The organism is Okibacterium sp. AC114, assembly GCF_979253355.1.
Genome location: NZ_CEEDBR010000001.1, coordinates 23,095 through 40,326, shown reverse-complemented (window position 1 = coordinate 40,326; position 17,232 = coordinate 23,095). Strand labels below are relative to the sequence as shown.

Here is a 17,232-nt window from a genome sequence, read left to right as displayed (position 1 = left end):
GCGCCTCGGGAACCTCCGCCAGGACGATCCGTTGGCCCGGGGCTCGGCGATCACGATCGGCCGAGAACCCCGTCGACGCGGCGCACGATGCCGAGCGGGTTGCCCTCGCGCAGTTCGGGCGGGAGGGCCGCCTCGGGCGCCGTCTGATAGGTCACGGGGCGCAACCAGCGGCGGATGGCGGTCGCACCGACCGACGTGTGCACCGACGTGGTCGAGGGGTAGGGGCCGCCATGGTGTTGAGCCCACGACACGGCGACACCCGTCGGCCATCCGCCGAAGAGGATGCGGCCGGCGCGCGGGCGCAGCAGAGCGACCAGGTCGCCGATCTCCTCGTCCGGTTCGGCGTGGATCGTGGCCGTCAGGCTGCCGTCGAGCGCCGTGAGCGCTCGGGCCAGCTCGTCGTCGTCGTCATAGCGCACGAGCAGCGTCGAGGGGCCGAAGCTCTCCTCGAGCAGGGTATCCGCGTTGGCGAGAACGGTCGGAACATCCGCGCTCAGGATGACGGGGGCGACCTGCCCATCGGCCCCTCTACCCGACGCGTCCGCTGCAGGTGCAACGGCGACGGCGACGGCGCCCGAAGCGAGTTGTTCGGCCGTCCGCCGGGCGAAACCCTCGGCGATCGACGGCGTCAGGAGCGTCCAGGTCGTGCCGGGCAGCGCTCCAGCCACCGAGGCGGCGAAGGCATCCGCGGCCTGTCCGCTCCCGGGAACGAAGACGACACCCGGCTTGGTGCAGAACTGCCCGGCACCCAGCGTGACCGATTCGGAGAGCCCGCGCGCGAGTTCCGCACCGCGCTGGCGCAACGCATCTGGCGTGACGACGACGGGGTTCAGGCTGCCCAGCTCGCCATAGAACGGGATGGGCGAGGGTCGACGGGCCGCGATGTCGAACAGCGCCCGGCCGCCTGGAACCGACCCCGTGAAGCCGACGGCCGCCGTGTCCGGATGCGCGACAAGCAGGGGCCCCACATCGAAACCACCGACCAGCGCGAACAAGCCGTCGGGCGCCCCGGCATCGGCGAGGGCCGCGGTGACCGTGCGGGCGGTGCGCGCCGACAGCTCGGGATGCCCGGGGTGCGCCTTCACGACGACGGCATTGCCGGCCGCGAGCGCCGACGCCGTGTCGCCACCCGCCACCGAGAACGCGAACGGAAAGTTCGAGGCCGAGAACACCGCGACAACGCCGAGCGGCACGAGCATGCGCCGCAGGTCGGGCACGGGCGGGGTGGCCGACGGATCGGGATGGTCGATCGTCGCCTCGAGATAGGAGCCCTCATCGAGCACGCGGTCGAAGAGCCGCAGCTGCGCGGTCGTGCGCGCGAGCTCGCCCGTCAGGCGGGCCTCGGGCAAGTGGCTCTCGCGAGCGGCGATGCGCACCAGCTCGGCGGCGTCGGCGTCGATCGCGTCGGCCGCCGCGACCAGCCAGCGCCGGCGCTCAACAGCGGGCACGCCCTCGGCCACCCGCGCGGCAGCAACGGCGCGAGCCATGATCAGGTCCAGTTCGGCGGCGGATGTCTCACCCATGTGTTCGCGTCCTACATCCATGCTGTCGATCCATCCGTCTTCGTCGGCACCACGCGCTGCCAGTGCACCCAGTCGTCCTCGACGAGCGCGCTCTCGTCGATCTCGATCCCCCAGCCGGGTCGGTCGGGCCGCAACTCGAGGTGCCCGTCGACGGGCTCATAGGGGTCGTGGCACCACGACACGGGGTCGGGTTTGTACTCGAGAATGCCGAAGTTCACGGTCGCCGCCGCGAAATGCACGTTGGCGGCGGTAGCCAGCGGCCCGAGCGGGTTGTGCGGCGACACGGGCACGTAGTGCGCCTCGGCGAGCGCCGCGATCTTCACCATCTGGGTGAGCCCGCCGACCACACAGATGTCGGGCTGGATGATGTCGGCCCCCTGCGCCGTCAGCAACGTCAGGAACTCGTTGGGCGAGTAGAGCGATTCGCCGGTGGCCAGCGGCACGGCCAACTCCTGGCGAATGCGCGCCCACGCCGGAATGTACTCGGGGCGGATCGGCTCCTCGAGGAACAGCGGCTCCGAGGGTGCCAGCGCGGCCCCGAGTTCGACGGCCTGGCGCGGTTCCCACAGGCAGGCGTGCGCGTCGAACGCGAACTCCCAGGCATCCGGATGCCCGCCCCGCACGCTCGCGAAATAGTCGCCCAATTCGCGCGCCGCCAGCCCGAAACGCGTGCGGTGGATGTCGCTGCGATACGGGCTGAGCTTGAACGCCGTGAACCCGTTCCGCTCGTTGAGCGCCGCCGTCTGGTCCTGCAGGTCGGGCAGGTCGGGCGCCGAATACAGGCCGGCGTACACGCGCACGCGGTCGCGAACCGAGCCGCCGAGCAGGCGGTAGACGGGCAATCCCGCCGCCTTGCCCGCGATGTCCCAGAGCGCGTGGTCGATGGCCGCGATGGCCGCCAGACCCATGGCGCCCGGAGGGAAACGCGAGGACTGCAGTAGGTACTGGTTGATGAAGCTCGTGCGCGAAGCATCCATGCCCCTGATCTGGGCGAAGAGGTAGTCGAGCATGGGCGGGAACGCCAGGTCGGGGCCGTGGTTGTAGACCTCGGACCACCCCTCGAGCCCTCCGTCGGTCGTGATCTTGACGAGCACGCGCGGCCGGTTGCCCACGCGCTGCAGGAAGGTTTGCACCCGGTCGATGCGCAGGCTCATGCGCGCACCCCCGCGAGGGCCGGCCAGGCGGCGATCGACCGGGCGACCTCGGCGGCCCCCTCGGTGGTCAGGGCCCGGCTCGGCGGCCGGACGCTGGGCAGGCAGAGACCCAGCTGATGCATGGCCTCCTTCACCACCGACACGTTGTCGGCCGAGCGGTTGCGCGCGCGCAGCTCCTCGAAGAGGCGGATGTCGCGCCACACGTCGTTGGCCGCCTCGGCGTCGCCGCGGGCCAGGGCGTCGAACATGTCGAGCGAGACGCGCGGCGACACGTTGACGAGGCCGGACGTGAAGGCCCGGGCCCCGGCCGACCAGTAGGCGGGGGCGTAGGACTCGGCGAGGCCCGCGATCCACAGCAGGTCGCCGCCCGCGTGGAAGCGGGTGGTGGCGAAGAAGGCCGGGTCGGGCACCGAATACTTCAGCCCGATCACGGTGGGGGCGCGGTCGACGAGGCTCGCGACATCCGCCCCCGTGATGAGAGTCGAGCTCACGTAAGGCAGCACGCCCAGCTCGGGCACCGCGGCCGCGACCGTCGCAACGTAGTCGACCCAGCCGCCGGGCGAGAGGTAGGGCAGCACGGGCTGATGCACCATGATCGCGTGGGCGCCGGCATCGCGCGCGAACCGGGCGTCCGAGACGGCGGTGTCGAGGTCGAAACCGACACCCGCGATGATGACCGTCTCGGGTTGAGCGGCTCCGACGACGACCGCGAGCACGTCTCGGCGTTCGCGGGGCGACAGGGCATAGAACTCGCCCGTGTTGCCGTTCGGGGTGAGGGCCGTGACGCCGTTCTGCACGAGGCGCCGGGTGAGAGCGGCCGTGAGGTCGAGGTCGACCGCTCCCTCCTCGTCGTAGGGCACGACGGGGATGCCGATCACGGTGTTGAGGCGCCGTCGCAGGTCGGCGAGCTCGGGGCTGGCGTTTGTCGGGGTCATGCGTGATTCTCCGTGTTCTCGGGTCGCAGCGCGGCGACCTCGTCGAGCGTCTTGACGGGTTTGATGCGCACCCAGAAGGCATAGATCGAGGCGCTGATCAGGCAGCTCACGGCGGCGAAGATCATCGGGCCCAGGTAGGAGTTGTTGCTGAAGGTGAGGAACAGTCCAATTGCGATGGGGCTGATGAGGTTTCCCACCTGCGAGCCGAAGTTCTGGAAGCCCGCGATCGAGCCCACCGTGTCGGGTGAGTCGGCGACCTCGCCGGGCAGGCTCAGGATGGCCGCGCCCGCGAAGGAGTGAGCGGCGCTCGACACCGTGAGCACGATCATGAGCACCAGGTTGCTGTCGATGAACGGGCTGAAGCCGATGCAGGCGCTCAACACGAGACCCGAGATGATGGGCACCTTGCGCGCCACGTTGGTCGAGAGCCCCGCGGCCAGCATGCGGTCCGAGACGATGCCGCCCAGCACCGTGGCGCCGATGGCGATGAGCGCCGGAATCGCGCCCACCAGACCGAAGTCCTCCTCGCTGAAGTTGCGGTCGTTCAGAAGATAGCTCGGGTACCAGGTGAGGAAGAAGGCACCGGCCAGCGAGCGGAAGATGTAGCCGAACGTGAGCGCCCACACCTGGTTGTTCTTCAGCAGGTCGCGCCACGGCTTCTTTTCGCCCGACAGCTCCTTCTCGACCATCTCGCCCTGATCCGAGCGGATGTAGTCGAGCTCTGCCTGCGACACGCGCGGGTGGTTCTCGGGGGCGCGATAGACGGCCACCCAGCCGATGATCCAGAGCACGCCGACCGCGGCGATGAGCACGAAAGCGAACCGCCAGCCGAAGGTGATGGCGAAGAACGTGACGAGCGGAACAGACACAGCCGTGCCGATCTGCTGCCCCATGTCGAACAGGCTCGAGGCGAAGGCGCGCTCCTTGCGCGGGAACCACTTCGAGACGACCTTGACGTTGGCGGGCTGCACGGGCGCCTCGCCGATGCCGAGGCCCAGCCGGAACACGATGACACTCACGACACCGGTCGAGAAGACGGTGAGCGCGGTCCAGATCGACCACCAGCCCACGGCAATCGGATAGATCACGCGCGGGCCGAACTTGTCGAGCAGCCATCCGGACGGAATCTGGAAGAGCGCGTAGGTCCAGAAGAAGGAGGAGAGCAGCAGACCCTGGATGGCGGGGCTGATCTCGAATTCCTTAGACATGAAGGGCAGGGCCACGCTGAGGGCAGCGCGGTCGAGGTAGGCGATGGCGAGGCCGAGGGCCGAGAATCCGACGATCGTCCAGCGCATATTGCTGCGTTGCGGGCGGGGCCGAGACGGCCGGTCGGTGGCCTGAGGCCGTGTGTCATGATGAAGCATCGTTGCTCCTAGCTAGTAACGGTGAGCGCTCCCGTCAGGGAACGTGGTGAAGGGGTGCGGCCCGCTTACTTGCCGGTGACCGGGCCGCATCCTGACGCGTGTGCGTGCGTGTGGTGCTGAGGTTCTGGGCTGGCGCTACGGCTCCTCTCGGCTCTGCCGACGTGAGAAGTCGTCGATATGCGCGGCCACGAGCGCGGCTGCGTCATCGGCCCGGCCCGCTTCGGCGGCCTCGAGGATGCGTGCGTGCTCGTCGGCCTCCTTCTGCCACGAGGCCGTGCGCGCCCACGCCGACACCGAGACGAGTGCGATCTGGTCGCGCAGGTCGTCGAGCGTCTTCGTGAGAATCGGGTTGCCGCAGGCCGCGAACAGGATGCGGTGGAAGTCGCGGTTGGCCGTGCTGCGGCCCGAGGCATCCGGTGCCGAAGCTGCGCGGTCGAGGGCGGCTCGTGCGGCTGCGACATCCACGCCGTTTCGGATGCTGCGGCGCACCGCCTCGGGCTCGATCAAGAGCCGCATGTCATAGATCGCCTCGACTTCGGCCTCGGTGAGCGAGCGCACGGAGGCGCCGGCGTAGGGGCGGATGACGACGAGCCCGGCGCCCTCAAGAGTCTTCAGCGCCTCGCGCACGGGCGTTTTCGACACCCCGAGCTCGACGGCCAGTTCGCTTTCGACGAGCGCGCGGCCCGAGGGGAAATCGCCGTTCAGGATGCCGGAGCGCAAGAGTTCGAGCACGAACGTCGTTCGTGACGGGGGTGCCGCCGTGGGGAGCGCCATCGCTCACCGCCCTTCATCGGATCGTATATGAGATACGACCGTAGCAGGCGTGTGGGCGCAGGTCTACACCCGGTTCGCGGATGCGCTGATGCGGCCGGTCAGCAGATGCCGACGAGCTGCTTGATCTGAGCTTCGCTCTGCTCCTGCAGATCGGCGAGAGCCTGTGGGTCTACGGTCGTGCCGTCGACGGCGTCGTTGGCCAGGGCGATCAGATCGTCGACCGTGGACTGCAGACCGGCGATGGCGTCGGCCGTCTCGGACCCTTCGACCGCGGTGGCGCCGGCAGCCGCGAGGGCCGTGCGCGCGGTCTCGAGGGTGTTCAACGCACCCGACGGGTCGACCTGGATCTGGGCGATCGCGTCGGAGACGTTCGTCGATACCTGGTCGATGACTCCCGATCCGATCGCACACGTGGCGTTATCGACCTGCTCGGCGACGATGCCTTCGACGGTGGAGCACCCGGTCAGGGCCCCGGCTGCCAGCATCCCGCCTGCCAGGGTGGCCGTCAGCCGACGACTGACACGAAAACGGGAAGGGCGCGGGTTCTGAACGAGCGTCATGCCCCCAACCTAAAGCCCCCTCCTCGACAAACACTGTGCCCGTCGCCGAATGCGCACCACCCAAATCGGCCCCGATCGGCGCACGTTACGGCAGCCCGTCCTACTCAGTGAACGCTGCCGCGTACTCAGCAAGGGACGCCCAACTACTCAAGTTGCCGGGCGCTCTACTCAAATGAGCCGCACGCCCTTTACCCGCGAAGATCACGATGTCTTAATTCCAACATGACAAATATCAGACTTCGAATACTCGCAGTCGCCCTAGCATGCGGCCTCACGCTCGCCTCGGCTACGCCCGCCGCTGCACAGGAATCCCTCTGGGGTCCCGCAGAATATTGCAGCTCGTCCTCGGGATGCATTGGCCAGCAGAACGGCAAGAACATCTATGCTCCGACACCCAAGTTGAGCGCACGCGAACGCAATCTCCTCCTACAGTGCAACCTCACCTTGGCCGGCGCACTTGTCGGCGGTGCTTCCCGCAGCTGGCAGGCCATCGGCGCCGCAATCTTTGGCGGTGCAGCGGGACTTTCTGGACCGTGCCGCGATCTGTGGCGCTCGACGGCCAGGTTTCGATAGGAACAGGAGATCTACGATGTCAACGAAACTCGATTTGCCCGCAGTCCTGGCTGGTTCCGTTATCGCCCCGACTAGCCTTGCTTACCTCCCAATCGCAGACGTCCCCTTAGTCGGGCTAGCCGGGGTCGCCGTCGGGATCGCGCTCATCGCGCTCGGGATCAAAGGGCATTCAGCCCGCCGCCACAATTGAAGCGCCCAGGGCCCCTTGCGATGTTCTGTCCAGCCACGCGCGTCGCAACCTCTCGAGTGCCGACAATCGGTCTGAATCACTCAGCGTGCCCGCGGCCGACGATGCGGACCTCTTCGATGTCGAGGCGGTCCTGGATGTCGCGCAGCACGATGTCGTCGATGCGGCCCTCGTCGCGCAGCTGCACGACGGCCGCCCGTTTGCGGCCGATGAGGGCGAGGCGCAACTGGCTGTAGTGGTCGTGGCGGGCGAGCGTCTCAGTGCCCTCGGCCTCGTCGGGTTCGGCGCGCAGCACGTCGAGGTGGTCGGCGTATTCGGTGCGCAGGCGTTCGATCACGTCATCCGTCGCCCCGCTTTCTCGGCCGAGCTCGGGCAGGGCTTCGAGCGCCTTCTCGTTGGCGTAGACCTCGGCGAGCCGGCGCTCGGTGTCGACGCTCGTGTCTGTCGGCAGGTTCGCCCAGCGCACGATGGCGGGCAGCAGCAGGCCGGGGATGACGAGCAGCACCACGATGACGCCCGTCGTGACGAAGACGATCATGTCGCGGTCGGGGAACGGCGCTCCGGACGCGACCGTGCGGGGAACGGCGAGCGCGGCGGCCAGCGACACGGCCCCGCGGAAGCCCGACATGCCGCTGATCACGCGGGCCCCGTGCGTCTGTCGGCGAGCGCGCTGCGAGGGCCGGCGGTCGACGAGCCGGATGAGGTACGCGCTGCCGAAGAGGAACGCGAAGCGCACGGCCACGAGCAACACCGACACGACGGCGACGGCCAAGACACCCGCACCGAGCTGAGACATGCTCAGCCCGCGCACGGCCGCCTGCACCTCGATGCCGACGAGCACGAAGAGGGACGCGTTCAGGAGGAACGTCGACAGCCCCCAGAACGACTCGGAGATCTGGCGGCTGTCCGCGCGGCCCACGCGCGGTCCGGCCTGACTCATGATGAGGCCCGCGACGACGACGGCGAGCACACCCGACGCCCCGATCAGGTCGGCGACGAGGAAGGCCGCGAAAGGCGTGAGCACGATCACGATGTTCTCGGTGAGGGCATCCCCCGTGCGTCGGCGCAGCAGGATCACGAGGCCCGCGACGAGCGCTCCGGCGAGCGCACCGCCGCCGTAGGAGAGGGCGAGCGACCCCGCGAGGTAGCCGGGCGACAGCGTGATCTCGCCCACCGTCACGGCCACGGCGATCGAATAGAGCACGAGCGCCGTGCCGTCGTTGACGAGGCTCTCGGCGCGCAAGAGTGTGACGTTGCGGCGCGGCAACGATTTGGTGAGCGCGGCGACGGCCGTGGCATCCGTGGGCGCGACGGCGGCACCGAGCACCCAGGCCGGCCCCCACGCGAGCCCGAGCTGGTGGGCCACGACGGCGACGGCCGCGGCCGTGACGATCACGAGCAGCGTGGACATGAGCATGATGCCGCGCAGGTTCTTGCGGATCTCGCGCAGCGACGTGGTGATGCTCTCCCAGTAGAGCAGCGCCGGCAGGAAGAGGAGGAGCACGGCCTCAGGTGGCAGCTGCACGCCGCGCAGGGCGGGGATGAAGCCGAGCAGGACTCCGCAGACGAGCAGCAGGATGGGCGGGGCCACACGGGCGCGGCGGGCCACGACGGTGCAGAGCAGGATGGTGATGCCCAGGATGACGACCATCTCGAGTGCGAGCACGGTGGCACCTTTCTGCGGTTGCGGAGCACGAACAATGCCGTGTGGGAAGGCTAACGCGCGCCGCCGCATTCGCCATTCCCCCGCCGCCTCGGCCATCCCCCAACGACCGCCTGGGGGTTGTCCCCCACCGGGACGGGCACCCGCCCCATGCCGTGCGAGAGCGGCCGCTCATAGCGTCGAAACATGAGCATTGGAACAACAAAAAGTGGCCGCGATGGAGCCGTCGACCTCGTGCGCGCCGCGTGCCTCATTCTCATCGTGGCGCTGCACGCTCTCATGGTGGGCGTCAGCCTCGGCGCCGACGGGCCGATCCTCGAGAACGCCCTCGACGCCCAGGCCTGGTTCACCCCCGCCAGCTGGGTCGTGCAGGTCATGCCGCTCTTCTTCATCCTGGGCGGCTTCTCGTCACTGCGGCACTGGGAGCGCCTTCAGGCCACCGGCCTGCGTCCTGCCGATTATGTGCGCGAGCGCACCGTGAGGCTGCTGAAACCGTCGATCGTGCTCGTCGGCACCGTCGGCCTCGGCCTCGTCGGGCTGCTCGTGGCCGGTGTGCCCGCCGAGATCGTGGGCATCGCGGGATTCCGCATCAGCCAACCGCTGTGGTTCCTGGCCGTCTACCTCGGCTGCTCGGCGCTCGTCCCACTGCTGGTGCGCGCGCATCGGCGTGGCCCCGCGGCGACGCTCGCCAGCTTGGGGGCGGGCATCCTGGCGGTCGACGTGCTGCGGGCGGCCACCGACATCCCGGCCCTGGGGTTGCTCAACTTGGCTTTCGTGTGGCTGTTCGCACAGCAACTCGGCTTCTGGCTGGCCGACGGTCACGTCGAGCGGATGTCGCGGCTGCTGCGATCGGCCCTCGCGGCAGGTTCGTTCGGCGCGCTCGTCGGCCTCACGGCATCCGGTCTCTATTCGGCAAACATGTTCACCAACCTCAACCCGCCCACCGTCTGCCTGGCCCTGCTGGCCGTGGCGCAGCTCGTGCTCTTCTCGCTGGCCCGCCCCGCCCTCGAGCGGCTCGCCGGCCGTGCCGCCTCTCGCGCCCTCATCCGCACCGTCGGACCGAACGCCATGACCATCTACCTCTGGCACATGACGGTGCTCATCGTCTTGGCGGGCGCCCTGCTCCTCCTCCCCCTGCCGCTGCCCGCGCCCGGCACCGGCGAATGGTGGGCGACGCGTCCCCTCTGGCTCATCGCCGCCGCGCTCCTCCTCATCCCCGTTGTGCGCGCCTTGGGCCGCTTCGAACGCGGGGCGGTGCGCGGGGTGGTGCGCGGTGCCGGGCGGCAAGCATCCACAGCTCACCGCCCGGCACGGCCTTCGACAGCCCGGATGATCTCAGCCAACGCGCTCGGCATCATCGGCGTCGTCTCGCTGCTCGTCGTCGGCATCACGCCCCTCACGGCCCTGATCAGCGTGACCCTCCTGGCCGCGGCCCTCGTCCTCACCCGGCGTCAGGGGTGCGCTTCCTCCAGCATCCGCTCGGCGCGTTCGGCGCTGCCCTCGGCGAGCCCGCGGTCGATGGACCGGCGCGAGCCCACGAGCAGCCCGATGCCGACCAGAAGCATCACGCCCTCGGTCACGGTCAGCGCCCAGATGATGCCGGGCAGGCCGAACCACAGGTTGCCGAGCAGCACGACGGGGATGAAGAGCAGGCCCTGCGTGAGCGACATGGTCGTCGCGGCCACTGCTCGACCCGTCGCCTGAAACGTCGAGGTCAGCAACCCGGTGAACCCGTTCGCGACCATGGCCACGAGCTGCGCGGTGAGGACGGTGGCGCCGAGGGCGAGAACCGAGGCATCCGACACGAACGCACCGAAGAGTTGCTCGCGGAACACGTAGGCCAAGACCGCCGCCAGCAACCCGATCGCCCCCACCGTCACGGCCGAGGAGCGCACCGCCGAGACGAAACGCGCACGGTCACCCTTGCCGTAGGAATAGGCGAGCAGCGGCAGCACACCCAGGGTCACACCCATCAGCAGGAACTCGGGCACCTGGGCGATGCGCACCGCGACCCCCATGGCCGCGAGCGCGCCGTCGCCGTAGTTCGCCGCGAGGTTGTTGAGCACGAGGGCCGTCACGATGAGGAACGACGCCTGGAACAGCTCGCTCACCCCCACCGCGAAAACGGGCTTCACCACGGCGGGCGACAGCGTGAACCAGCGCGGCGCCAGACTCAGGTGCTCGCTGTTGCGGTGCAGCCACACGGCAAAGTAGCCGATCACGACCAGGTTCGCGAGCCCCACGGCCAGCGCCGCCCCGGCCACACCCCAGTGCAGCACGAGGATGAACAGCACGTCGAAGACGACGTTGGCAATCGTGGATGAGATGAGCCCCACCATCACCTGACGTGAGGCGCCCTCGGCTCGCACGAGCTGTTCGAGACAGAACGCGGCGGCGAGAACGGGCACGAACGCCAGGGTGACGGCGACGAATCCGGCCGTGGCGGGGGCGGATGCGGCATCCGCTCCGAGAAGCGCGACGAGCGGGTCGAGCATCAACAGTCCGATGCCACCCAGCACGGCGCCCACGATCACGGCGCCCCACACCGAGAATGCAGAAACGTGTTTGATCTCGGATGCTTTTGCGGGGTCGTGTTCGGCGGCCCCGAGCAACCTCGAGATGAGCGCGCCGCCGCCCGTTCCGAAAACGCCGCCCACCGCCATGACGAGCGCGAGCAAAGGCGAACCGAGGGTGACGGCCGCGAGCAACGTGGTGTCGTGCAGCGAGCCGATGAACCCCGCGTTGATCACGTTGTAGACGGCACCGACGATCATGGCGGCCGCCATAGGAATGCAGAGATGGATGAGGGCGCGCACGATGGGCGCCGAGGAGAGGTACCAGCGGTTGGAGCCGACGGTGTCGGCGGACGGGCTGGACGGGTTCTGAATGCTCATGACTGCTCCTTTCTGGGCAGGTCAGAGCGCGCGCCGACGAACGCCGGCACGGCGAAGATGGAGGTGGTGGGCGCGCCGAACACCGCCTTGAGACGGCGGTCGCCTGCGCGGTGCGTGCCCCCTGAGGGCATGCCGAAGGTCGAGCTGTCGGTGGCGCTTCTCCGACAGCGAGCGGATGTTCGAGCTACACGGCCAGGGCCGCGTATCGCCGGCTACGGCCGGTTCGGTTGGGGCAGTTTCGCGGTGATCTTGAGCAGGAGCGTGTCGAGTGCGGCGCGTTCGTCGGCGGTCAGCGGTTCGAGGATCGTCTCGTCGACCGCGTTGACCGCGTCTTCGAAACCGGCGACGAGTTCGGCGCCGGCCGGGGTGGCATAGACCCGTTTGCGGCGTTCGTCACCGTTCTCGGTGCGCCGCTCGATGAGCTCGCGTCGCTCGAGACCCTGCAGAAGGCTCGAGACGCTGGCCGGGGCCGTGCGACTCACCTGGGCGATGTCGCGCTGGATCGAACCGGGGTTTTGCACCAGGTATCCCAGCACGAAACCCTGTTCGTGGCTGAGCCCGCGCGTGCGGATCCAGTCTTCGGCAGCTTTGCGCTGCGCCAACCCGATCCACCTCACGAGCCCCAACGTGCCGCCGGGTCCGGTCCACTCTTCGCTCATGGTTAGAACTCTAACAGTTAGATCTCTAACTTTCAAGGATGTCGCACAAACGCCCGCGATGGCGACGATGTGCCGTTCGTGTCACGAGGCGAGGCGCCGTCACCGGGACATTCGCCCTACGCCGTCCCGCGGCCCCTTCCTAGACTCACCGCATGAACTTCGCCATCCGCCTCACGTTCGCCATCGCCCTCCTCGTGATCGGCATCGCCACGCTCGTCGGCTGCCTCATCGCCGACATGGAGGGCGGGCCGTCGTGGCTGCACGCGCTCACCTGGACGGGCGGCGCACTCACGGCGACGGGCGTCTCGCTCATCCGCCTGGCCCTCAACAACCGCGTCACGCCCGTCACCCCGGCCGACCAGCGCCGCACCCGCTCCTGAATCGGAGTCGTCGTCGGGCCCAAGGCCGTCGTCGCGATCGACCCGAAGCCGACACGACCGGCCGGTCGCGCCCGGCACCCAGCCCGATCGGGCATCCTTATCCCATGACCGACGCCACGCCCAGCCGGCAAGACGCCATCAGTTCGCTCGAACAGGATGTCGGGCACCTCGTGCGCACGGCGCGCCGGGTCGTGGCCAAGAATGCCGACGCGTTCGACCCCGGCATGCAGCCGACCACCTACCTGGTGCTGCGAACGATCGTCCGGCGGCAGCCCGTGCGCCCGGCCGATATCGCGACCGAGACCGGCATGGACAAGAGCTTTGTGAGCCGCCAGCTGAAGCTTCTCGCCGAGGCAGGCTTCGTCGTCAGCGTCGCCAACGATTCGGATGGCCGCGTGCGCGCGTTCAGCGCCACCCCCGAGGCCGAGGCCCGACTCACCGCCATCCGCTCGGCCACGCACGAACGTTTCGGCCGCGCCCTCGACGCCTGGTCGGACGACGATGTCGTGCGCTTCGCCCAGCTGCTCTCGACCTTCAACGACGAGGTCACGATCCTCTGACGCCCGGCGCATCACGCGTCAGCCGCGCGGCCGGCCGCCGTGTTCCGTCACGCTGGCCAGGCAAGCGGACCGGCGTCAGCTGTGCAACCCGGCCGCCTCGGCATCGGCCACGAGCTCGTCCTGCCCGCCGCGGAACTGCGTGCGATAGAGCTCGGCATAGGACCCGTTCGCGGCGAGCAACACATCGTGCGACCCCTGCTCGACGATGCGCCCGTTCTCCATCACGAGGATGGTGTCGGCATCGCGGATCGTGGACAACCGGTGCGCGATCACGAACGACGTGCGGTCGGTGCGCAGGGCAGCCATGGCGTGCTGAACGAGCAGCTCGGTGCGCGTGTCGACCGACGAGGTCGCCTCGTCGAGGATGAGCAGCTTGGGCTGCGCGATGAACGCGCGCGCGATGGTGATGAGCTGCCGCTCGCCCGCCGAGATGCTGCCACCGTCGGCGTCGATGATGGTGTCGTAGCCGTCGGGCAGCTGGCGCACGAACCGGTCGACCATGGTGGCTTCGGCGGCCGCCGTGACCTCGTCGTCGGTGGCATCGAGGCGCCCGTATCGGATGTTCTCGCGAATCGACCCCTCGAACAGCCAGGCGTCTTGCAGCACCATGCCCACCTGCGAGCGCAGCTCGGCCCGCGACAGGGCCGTCACGTCGACACCATCGAGCAGGATGCGCCCACCGGTCAGCTCGTAGAACCGCATGACCAGGTTGACGAGCGTGGTCTTGCCGGCACCGGTCGGCCCAACGATGGCAACCGTCTCACCCGGTTTGGCCGAGAACGACAGGTTCTCGATGAGCGACTTCTCGGGCGTGTAGCTGAAGGACACTCCGTCGAACTCGACGTGCCCGTCGGCGCTCTCTGGCAGGTGGGCCGTCACGGTGTCGGGGTCTTGTTCGTCGGCGTCGAGCAGCTCGAACGTGCGCTCGGCCGAGGCCACGCCGGACTGCAGCTGGTTCGCCATGCCGGCGATCTGGCCGAGCGGCTGCGAGAACTCACGGGAGTACTGGATGAAGGCCGTCGCGTCACCGAGCGTCATCTGGCCCGAGGCCACGCGCAGGCCGCCGACCACGGCGATGAGCACATAGGACAGGTAGGACACGAACGTCATGGCTGGCATGATCATGCCCGAGACGAACTGAGCGCCGAACGCGGCGTTGTAGAGCTTGTCGTTGCGCTCGTCGAACTCCTTCAGCATCTCTTTGTCGCGGCCGAACACCCGCACGAGTTCGAGCCCCGAGAACGATTCTTCGATGTGACCGTTGAGCGAACCGGTGTTCTTCCACTGCGCGGAGAACAGCTTCTGCGAGCGCGAGCCGATCACACCGGCCACGAGCGCCGAGAGCGGCAGGGCGATGAGCGCGATCAGGGCCAGCTGCCACGACACGATGAACATCATGGCGATGATGCCGATCACGGTGAGGGCCGATTGCACGAGCTGCGAGAACGCCTGCTGCAGCGCGGTCTGGATGTTGTCGACGTCGTTCGTCACGCGCGACATGAGGTCGCCGCGCTGGCGGGTGTCGAAGTAGCTGAGCGGCAGGCGGTTGAGCTTCGTCTCGATGTCTTTGCGCAGCTTGTAGACGACGCGCATGACGAGCCCGTTGAGCACGTAGCCCTGCGCCCAGTTCAACGTCGAGGCGATGACATACATGCCCAGCACGATGATGATGAGGCGGCCCAGCACCATGAAGTCGATGCCTTGACCCGGCACCACACCGGATGCCTCGATCATGTCGGCGTATTGGCCGTTGCCGTTTGCGCGGGCCGCCGACGCGACCTGGTCGAGCGTGGCGCCGGCTGGCAACTGCGCGCCGAGCACACCCTTGAAGATGGTGTCCATGGCCTGGCCCAGAATCTTGGGCGCGATCACGGTGAGTACGACCGACACGACCACGAGGGCCACGACGAGCGTCATCTTCGCCCTCTCGGGCGCGAGCAGGCCCATCAGCCGCTTGGCGGAGGGCCAGAACTGCTGAGCCTTCTTGGCCGGGGCGCCACCGAACATGTCGCCGTCGGCCTCGCTCGGCACGAACTCGGGATCGAGCAGCTCGTCTTCGACGCCCGTGATCTCGGGCGCCTGCTGCGTGTCGGTGGAGCGGGTTCCGGCGGCATCGGATGCGGCGGCGCGACGATTCTTGCGTGGTGAACGGGCCATCATGCCACCCCTTCCGTGGTCAGCTGCGATTCGACGATCTCGCGGTAGGTGTCGTTGGTCTCGAGCAGTTCGTCGTGCGTGCCGCGGCCGACGATTGCGCCGTTGTCGAGCACGAGGATGTGGTCGGCTTCGCGGATGGTGGCGATGCGCTGCGCCACGATGATGACGGTCGCGTCGCTCGTGTCTTTCGCGAGCGCCGCACGCAGCCGCGCGTCGGTCGCGACATCTAAGGCCGAGAAGGAGTCGTCGAAGAGGTAGACGCGCGGGCGGGCCACGAGGGCGCGCGCGATGCACAGTCGCTGCCGCTGGCCGCCCGAGACGTTGGTGCCGCCCTGGGCCACGCGGTCGTCGAGCTGCTGGGGCTTGGCGCGCACGAAGTCGTCGGCCTGTGCGGTGTGCAACGCGGCCCAGATCTCGGCCTCGTCGGCGTCGGGCCGCCCGAAGCGCAGGTTCGACCCGATGGTGCCCGAGAACAGGTAGGGCTTCTGCGGCACGATGCCCACGACGCCGGCCATCTGCTGGCGGGTGAGCGCCGAAACGGGCACGCCGTCGATGGTGACCTGACCCTGTTGCGGGTCGTAGAGGCGCGGGATGAGCGACAGCAACGTGGTCTTGCCCGAACCCGTCGAGCCGACGATCGCCGTGGTCTTGCCCGGTTCGGCCGTGAACGTGACGTCGTCGAGCACGGGGCGCTCGGCGCCCGGGTAGCCGAACGTGACGTGGCTGAACTCGACGCGACCGGCCGTGGGGATGCGCACATCGGCGTTCGTGGGCACCTCGAGGCTGGGCGAAGTCTCGAGCACCTCGGTGATGCGCTCGGCGCAGACCACGGCGCGCGGGATCATCATGGCCATGAAGACGCCCATCATGACGGCCGTGAGGATCTGCAGCAGGTATTGCAGGAACGCCGTCAGCGAGCCGACCTGCATCTCGCCGGCCTCGACGCGCTGGCCGCCGAACCACAGCACGGCCGCGGTGGCCAGGTGCAGCACCATCATGATGACGGGGAACATGAGCACGAAGATGTTGCCGACCTTGACCGAAACGCGCGTGAGCGCCTCGTTGGCCCGGTCGTAGCGCTCGGATTCGAACGGCTCGCGCACGAAGGCCCGCACGACGCGGATGCCGACGATCTGCTCGCGCAGCACGCTGTTGATGCCGTCGATGCGGTCTTGCATGAGGCGGAAGAGGGGCAGCAGCAGGTAGACCAGGAAGCCGACGATGATGAAGAGCAGGGGAACGCTCACCCACACGAGCCAGGAGAGGCCGGCGTCTTCGCGCAGCGCCATGATGATGCCGCCGACGCACATGATGGGCGCCGAGACCATGAAGTTGAGCGCCATGAGCACGAGCATCTGCACCTGTTGCACGTCGTTGGTGCCGCGCGTGATGAGCGTGGCGCTGCCGAAGCTGCCCACCTCGAGGGCGCCGAGCGAGTCGACCTTGCGGTAGACCTCGCGGCGCAGGTCTCGGCCGATGGCCATGGCCGTCTTGGCGCCGAAGTAGACGCCGCCGATGGCCGCTGCCACCTGCACGAGGCAGACCGTGAGCATGGTCATGCCCGTGGCCCAGATGAAGTCGGTATTGCCCGTCGAGACGCCCTCGTCGATGATCTGGGCGTTGAGGCTCGGCAGGTAGAGCGCCGCGATGGTCGAGATGAGTTGCAGCGCGAAAACCGCGATCAACCAGCCCTTATAGGGTTTGGCCGTGCGCCAGGTGAGGGCTAGGAGAGCCACACGTGCTCCTTCGAGGGTGTCGGCCGGGCGCGCAGTCGGAGGACTGCTGCCGGGCCGTTTCATTCTCCCCCCGCGGGGCGCGATGCACCATCAAAATGTTCCGACGGCGCAGT

Annotated in this window: 13 protein-coding genes and 1 pseudogene; 3 read left to right on the top strand and 11 right to left on the bottom strand. The window is 68.5% G+C overall.

Features of this window, described 5'->3' with window-relative positions; all coding sequences use genetic code 11:
* Window positions 1–50: 50 nt before the first annotated feature.
* The 7 genes from ACZ6IE_RS00180 to ACZ6IE_RS00150 all read right to left on the bottom strand — a co-directional run bounded on the left by ACZ6IE_RS00180 (window position 51) and on the right by ACZ6IE_RS00150 (window position 8,736).
* Window positions 51–1,544, bottom strand: coding sequence for an aldehyde dehydrogenase (NADP(+)) (locus ACZ6IE_RS00180; RefSeq protein WP_464606061.1), 1,494 nt, complete (start codon window positions 1,542–1,544; stop codon window positions 51–53).
* Window positions 1,535–2,677, bottom strand: a complete 1,143-nt coding sequence (locus ACZ6IE_RS00175; protein WP_464606059.1) for a mandelate racemase/muconate lactonizing enzyme family protein — start codon at window positions 2,675–2,677, stop codon at window positions 1,535–1,537. The genes ACZ6IE_RS00180 and ACZ6IE_RS00175 overlap by 10 nt, the downstream gene beginning before the upstream one ends.
* Window positions 2,674–3,612 (bottom strand): dihydrodipicolinate synthase family protein, encoded by a 939-nt coding sequence (locus tag ACZ6IE_RS00170; RefSeq protein WP_464606057.1) that lies wholly within the window; start codon window positions 3,610–3,612, stop codon window positions 2,674–2,676. Before ACZ6IE_RS00170 ends, ACZ6IE_RS00175 begins: the two co-directional genes overlap by 4 nt.
* On the bottom strand, window positions 3,609–4,976 hold the full coding sequence (locus tag ACZ6IE_RS00165; RefSeq protein ID WP_077054515.1) for an MFS transporter: 1,368 nt from the start codon (window positions 4,974–4,976) through the stop codon (window positions 3,609–3,611). Before ACZ6IE_RS00165 ends, ACZ6IE_RS00170 begins: the two co-directional genes overlap by 4 nt.
* Window positions 4,977–5,111: 135 nt before the next feature.
* Window positions 5,112–5,750, bottom strand: a complete 639-nt coding sequence (locus tag ACZ6IE_RS00160; RefSeq protein WP_464606055.1) for a GntR family transcriptional regulator — start codon at window positions 5,748–5,750, stop codon at window positions 5,112–5,114.
* Between the two features lie 98 nt (window positions 5,751–5,848).
* Entirely contained in the window at window positions 5,849–6,310 is a 462-nt protein-coding gene (locus ACZ6IE_RS00155; protein WP_464606053.1) for a hypothetical protein, read from the bottom strand.
* 839 nt (window positions 6,311–7,149) lie between these two features.
* Entirely contained in the window at window positions 7,150–8,736 is a 1,587-nt protein-coding gene (locus ACZ6IE_RS00150) for a Na+/H+ antiporter (protein ID WP_464606051.1), read from the bottom strand.
* 183 nt (window positions 8,737–8,919) lie between these two features.
* Between ACZ6IE_RS00150 and ACZ6IE_RS00145 the strand changes: the two are divergent.
* Window positions 8,920–9,933 (top strand): annotated as a pseudogene (locus tag ACZ6IE_RS00145) (acyltransferase family protein); the annotation flags it as partial.
* Window positions 9,934–10,184: 251 nt separating this feature from the next.
* Here the strand turns inward: ACZ6IE_RS00145 and ACZ6IE_RS00140 are convergent.
* Window positions 10,185–11,627, bottom strand: coding sequence for an MATE family efflux transporter (locus tag ACZ6IE_RS00140; protein WP_464606049.1), 1,443 nt, complete (start codon window positions 11,625–11,627; stop codon window positions 10,185–10,187).
* Window positions 11,628–11,839: 212 nt separating this feature from the next.
* On the bottom strand, window positions 11,840–12,286 hold the full coding sequence (locus ACZ6IE_RS00135) for a MarR family winged helix-turn-helix transcriptional regulator (RefSeq protein WP_464606047.1): 447 nt from the start codon (window positions 12,284–12,286) through the stop codon (window positions 11,840–11,842).
* 152 nt (window positions 12,287–12,438) lie between these two features.
* On the opposite strand from ACZ6IE_RS00135, the gene ACZ6IE_RS00130 reads away from it, so the two are divergent.
* A complete protein-coding gene (locus ACZ6IE_RS00130) occupies window positions 12,439–12,666 on the top strand; it encodes a hypothetical protein (RefSeq protein WP_464606045.1) in 228 nt (75 codons plus the stop codon).
* Window positions 12,667–12,770: 104 nt separating this feature from the next.
* Entirely contained in the window at window positions 12,771–13,226 is a 456-nt protein-coding gene (locus ACZ6IE_RS00125; RefSeq protein ID WP_464606043.1) for a MarR family winged helix-turn-helix transcriptional regulator, read from the top strand.
* Between the two features lie 75 nt (window positions 13,227–13,301).
* On the opposite strand, the gene ACZ6IE_RS00120 is transcribed toward ACZ6IE_RS00125, so the two are convergent.
* Both ACZ6IE_RS00120 and ACZ6IE_RS00115 read right to left on the bottom strand, forming a co-directional pair.
* Window positions 13,302–15,386 carry an ABC transporter ATP-binding protein gene (locus ACZ6IE_RS00120; protein ID WP_464606041.1) on the bottom strand — a complete coding sequence of 695 codons (2,085 nt, stop codon included), beginning with the start codon at window positions 15,384–15,386 and terminating at the stop codon, window positions 13,302–13,304.
* On the bottom strand, window positions 15,383–17,119 hold the full coding sequence (locus ACZ6IE_RS00115) for an ABC transporter ATP-binding protein (RefSeq protein WP_464606039.1): 1,737 nt from the start codon (window positions 17,117–17,119) through the stop codon (window positions 15,383–15,385). Before ACZ6IE_RS00115 ends, ACZ6IE_RS00120 begins: the two co-directional genes overlap by 4 nt.
* Between the last annotated feature and the right edge of the window lie 113 nt (window positions 17,120–17,232).

What these genes read in the sequence shown, in the direction of transcription:
- ACZ6IE_RS00180 (WP_464606061.1), bottom strand. Translation starts at nt 1,544, where the DNA reads ATGGATGTAGGACGCGAACACATGGGTGAGACATCCGCCGCCGAACTG.
- ACZ6IE_RS00175 (WP_464606059.1), bottom strand. Translation starts at nt 2,677, where the DNA reads ATGAGCCTGCGCATCGACCGGGTGCAAACCTTCCTGCAGCGCGTGGGC.
- ACZ6IE_RS00170 (WP_464606057.1), bottom strand. Translation starts at nt 3,612, where the DNA reads ATGACCCCGACAAACGCCAGCCCCGAGCTCGCCGACCTGCGACGGCGC.
- ACZ6IE_RS00165 (WP_077054515.1), bottom strand. Translation starts at nt 4,976, where the DNA reads ATGCTTCATCATGACACACGGCCTCAGGCCACCGACCGGCCGTCTCGG.
- ACZ6IE_RS00160 (WP_464606055.1), bottom strand. Translation starts at nt 5,750, where the DNA reads ATGGCGCTCCCCACGGCGGCACCCCCGTCACGAACGACGTTCGTGCTC.
- ACZ6IE_RS00155 (WP_464606053.1), bottom strand. Translation starts at nt 6,310, where the DNA reads ATGACGCTCGTTCAGAACCCGCGCCCTTCCCGTTTTCGTGTCAGTCGT.
- ACZ6IE_RS00140 (WP_464606049.1), bottom strand. Translation starts at nt 11,627, where the DNA reads ATGAGCATTCAGAACCCGTCCAGCCCGTCCGCCGACACCGTCGGCTCC.
- ACZ6IE_RS00135 (WP_464606047.1), bottom strand. Translation starts at nt 12,286, where the DNA reads ATGAGCGAAGAGTGGACCGGACCCGGCGGCACGTTGGGGCTCGTGAGG.
- ACZ6IE_RS00130 (WP_464606045.1), top strand. Translation starts at nt 12,439, where the DNA reads ATGAACTTCGCCATCCGCCTCACGTTCGCCATCGCCCTCCTCGTGATC.
- ACZ6IE_RS00125 (WP_464606043.1), top strand. Translation starts at nt 12,771, where the DNA reads ATGACCGACGCCACGCCCAGCCGGCAAGACGCCATCAGTTCGCTCGAA.
- ACZ6IE_RS00120 (WP_464606041.1), bottom strand. Translation starts at nt 15,386, where the DNA reads ATGATGGCCCGTTCACCACGCAAGAATCGTCGCGCCGCCGCATCCGAT.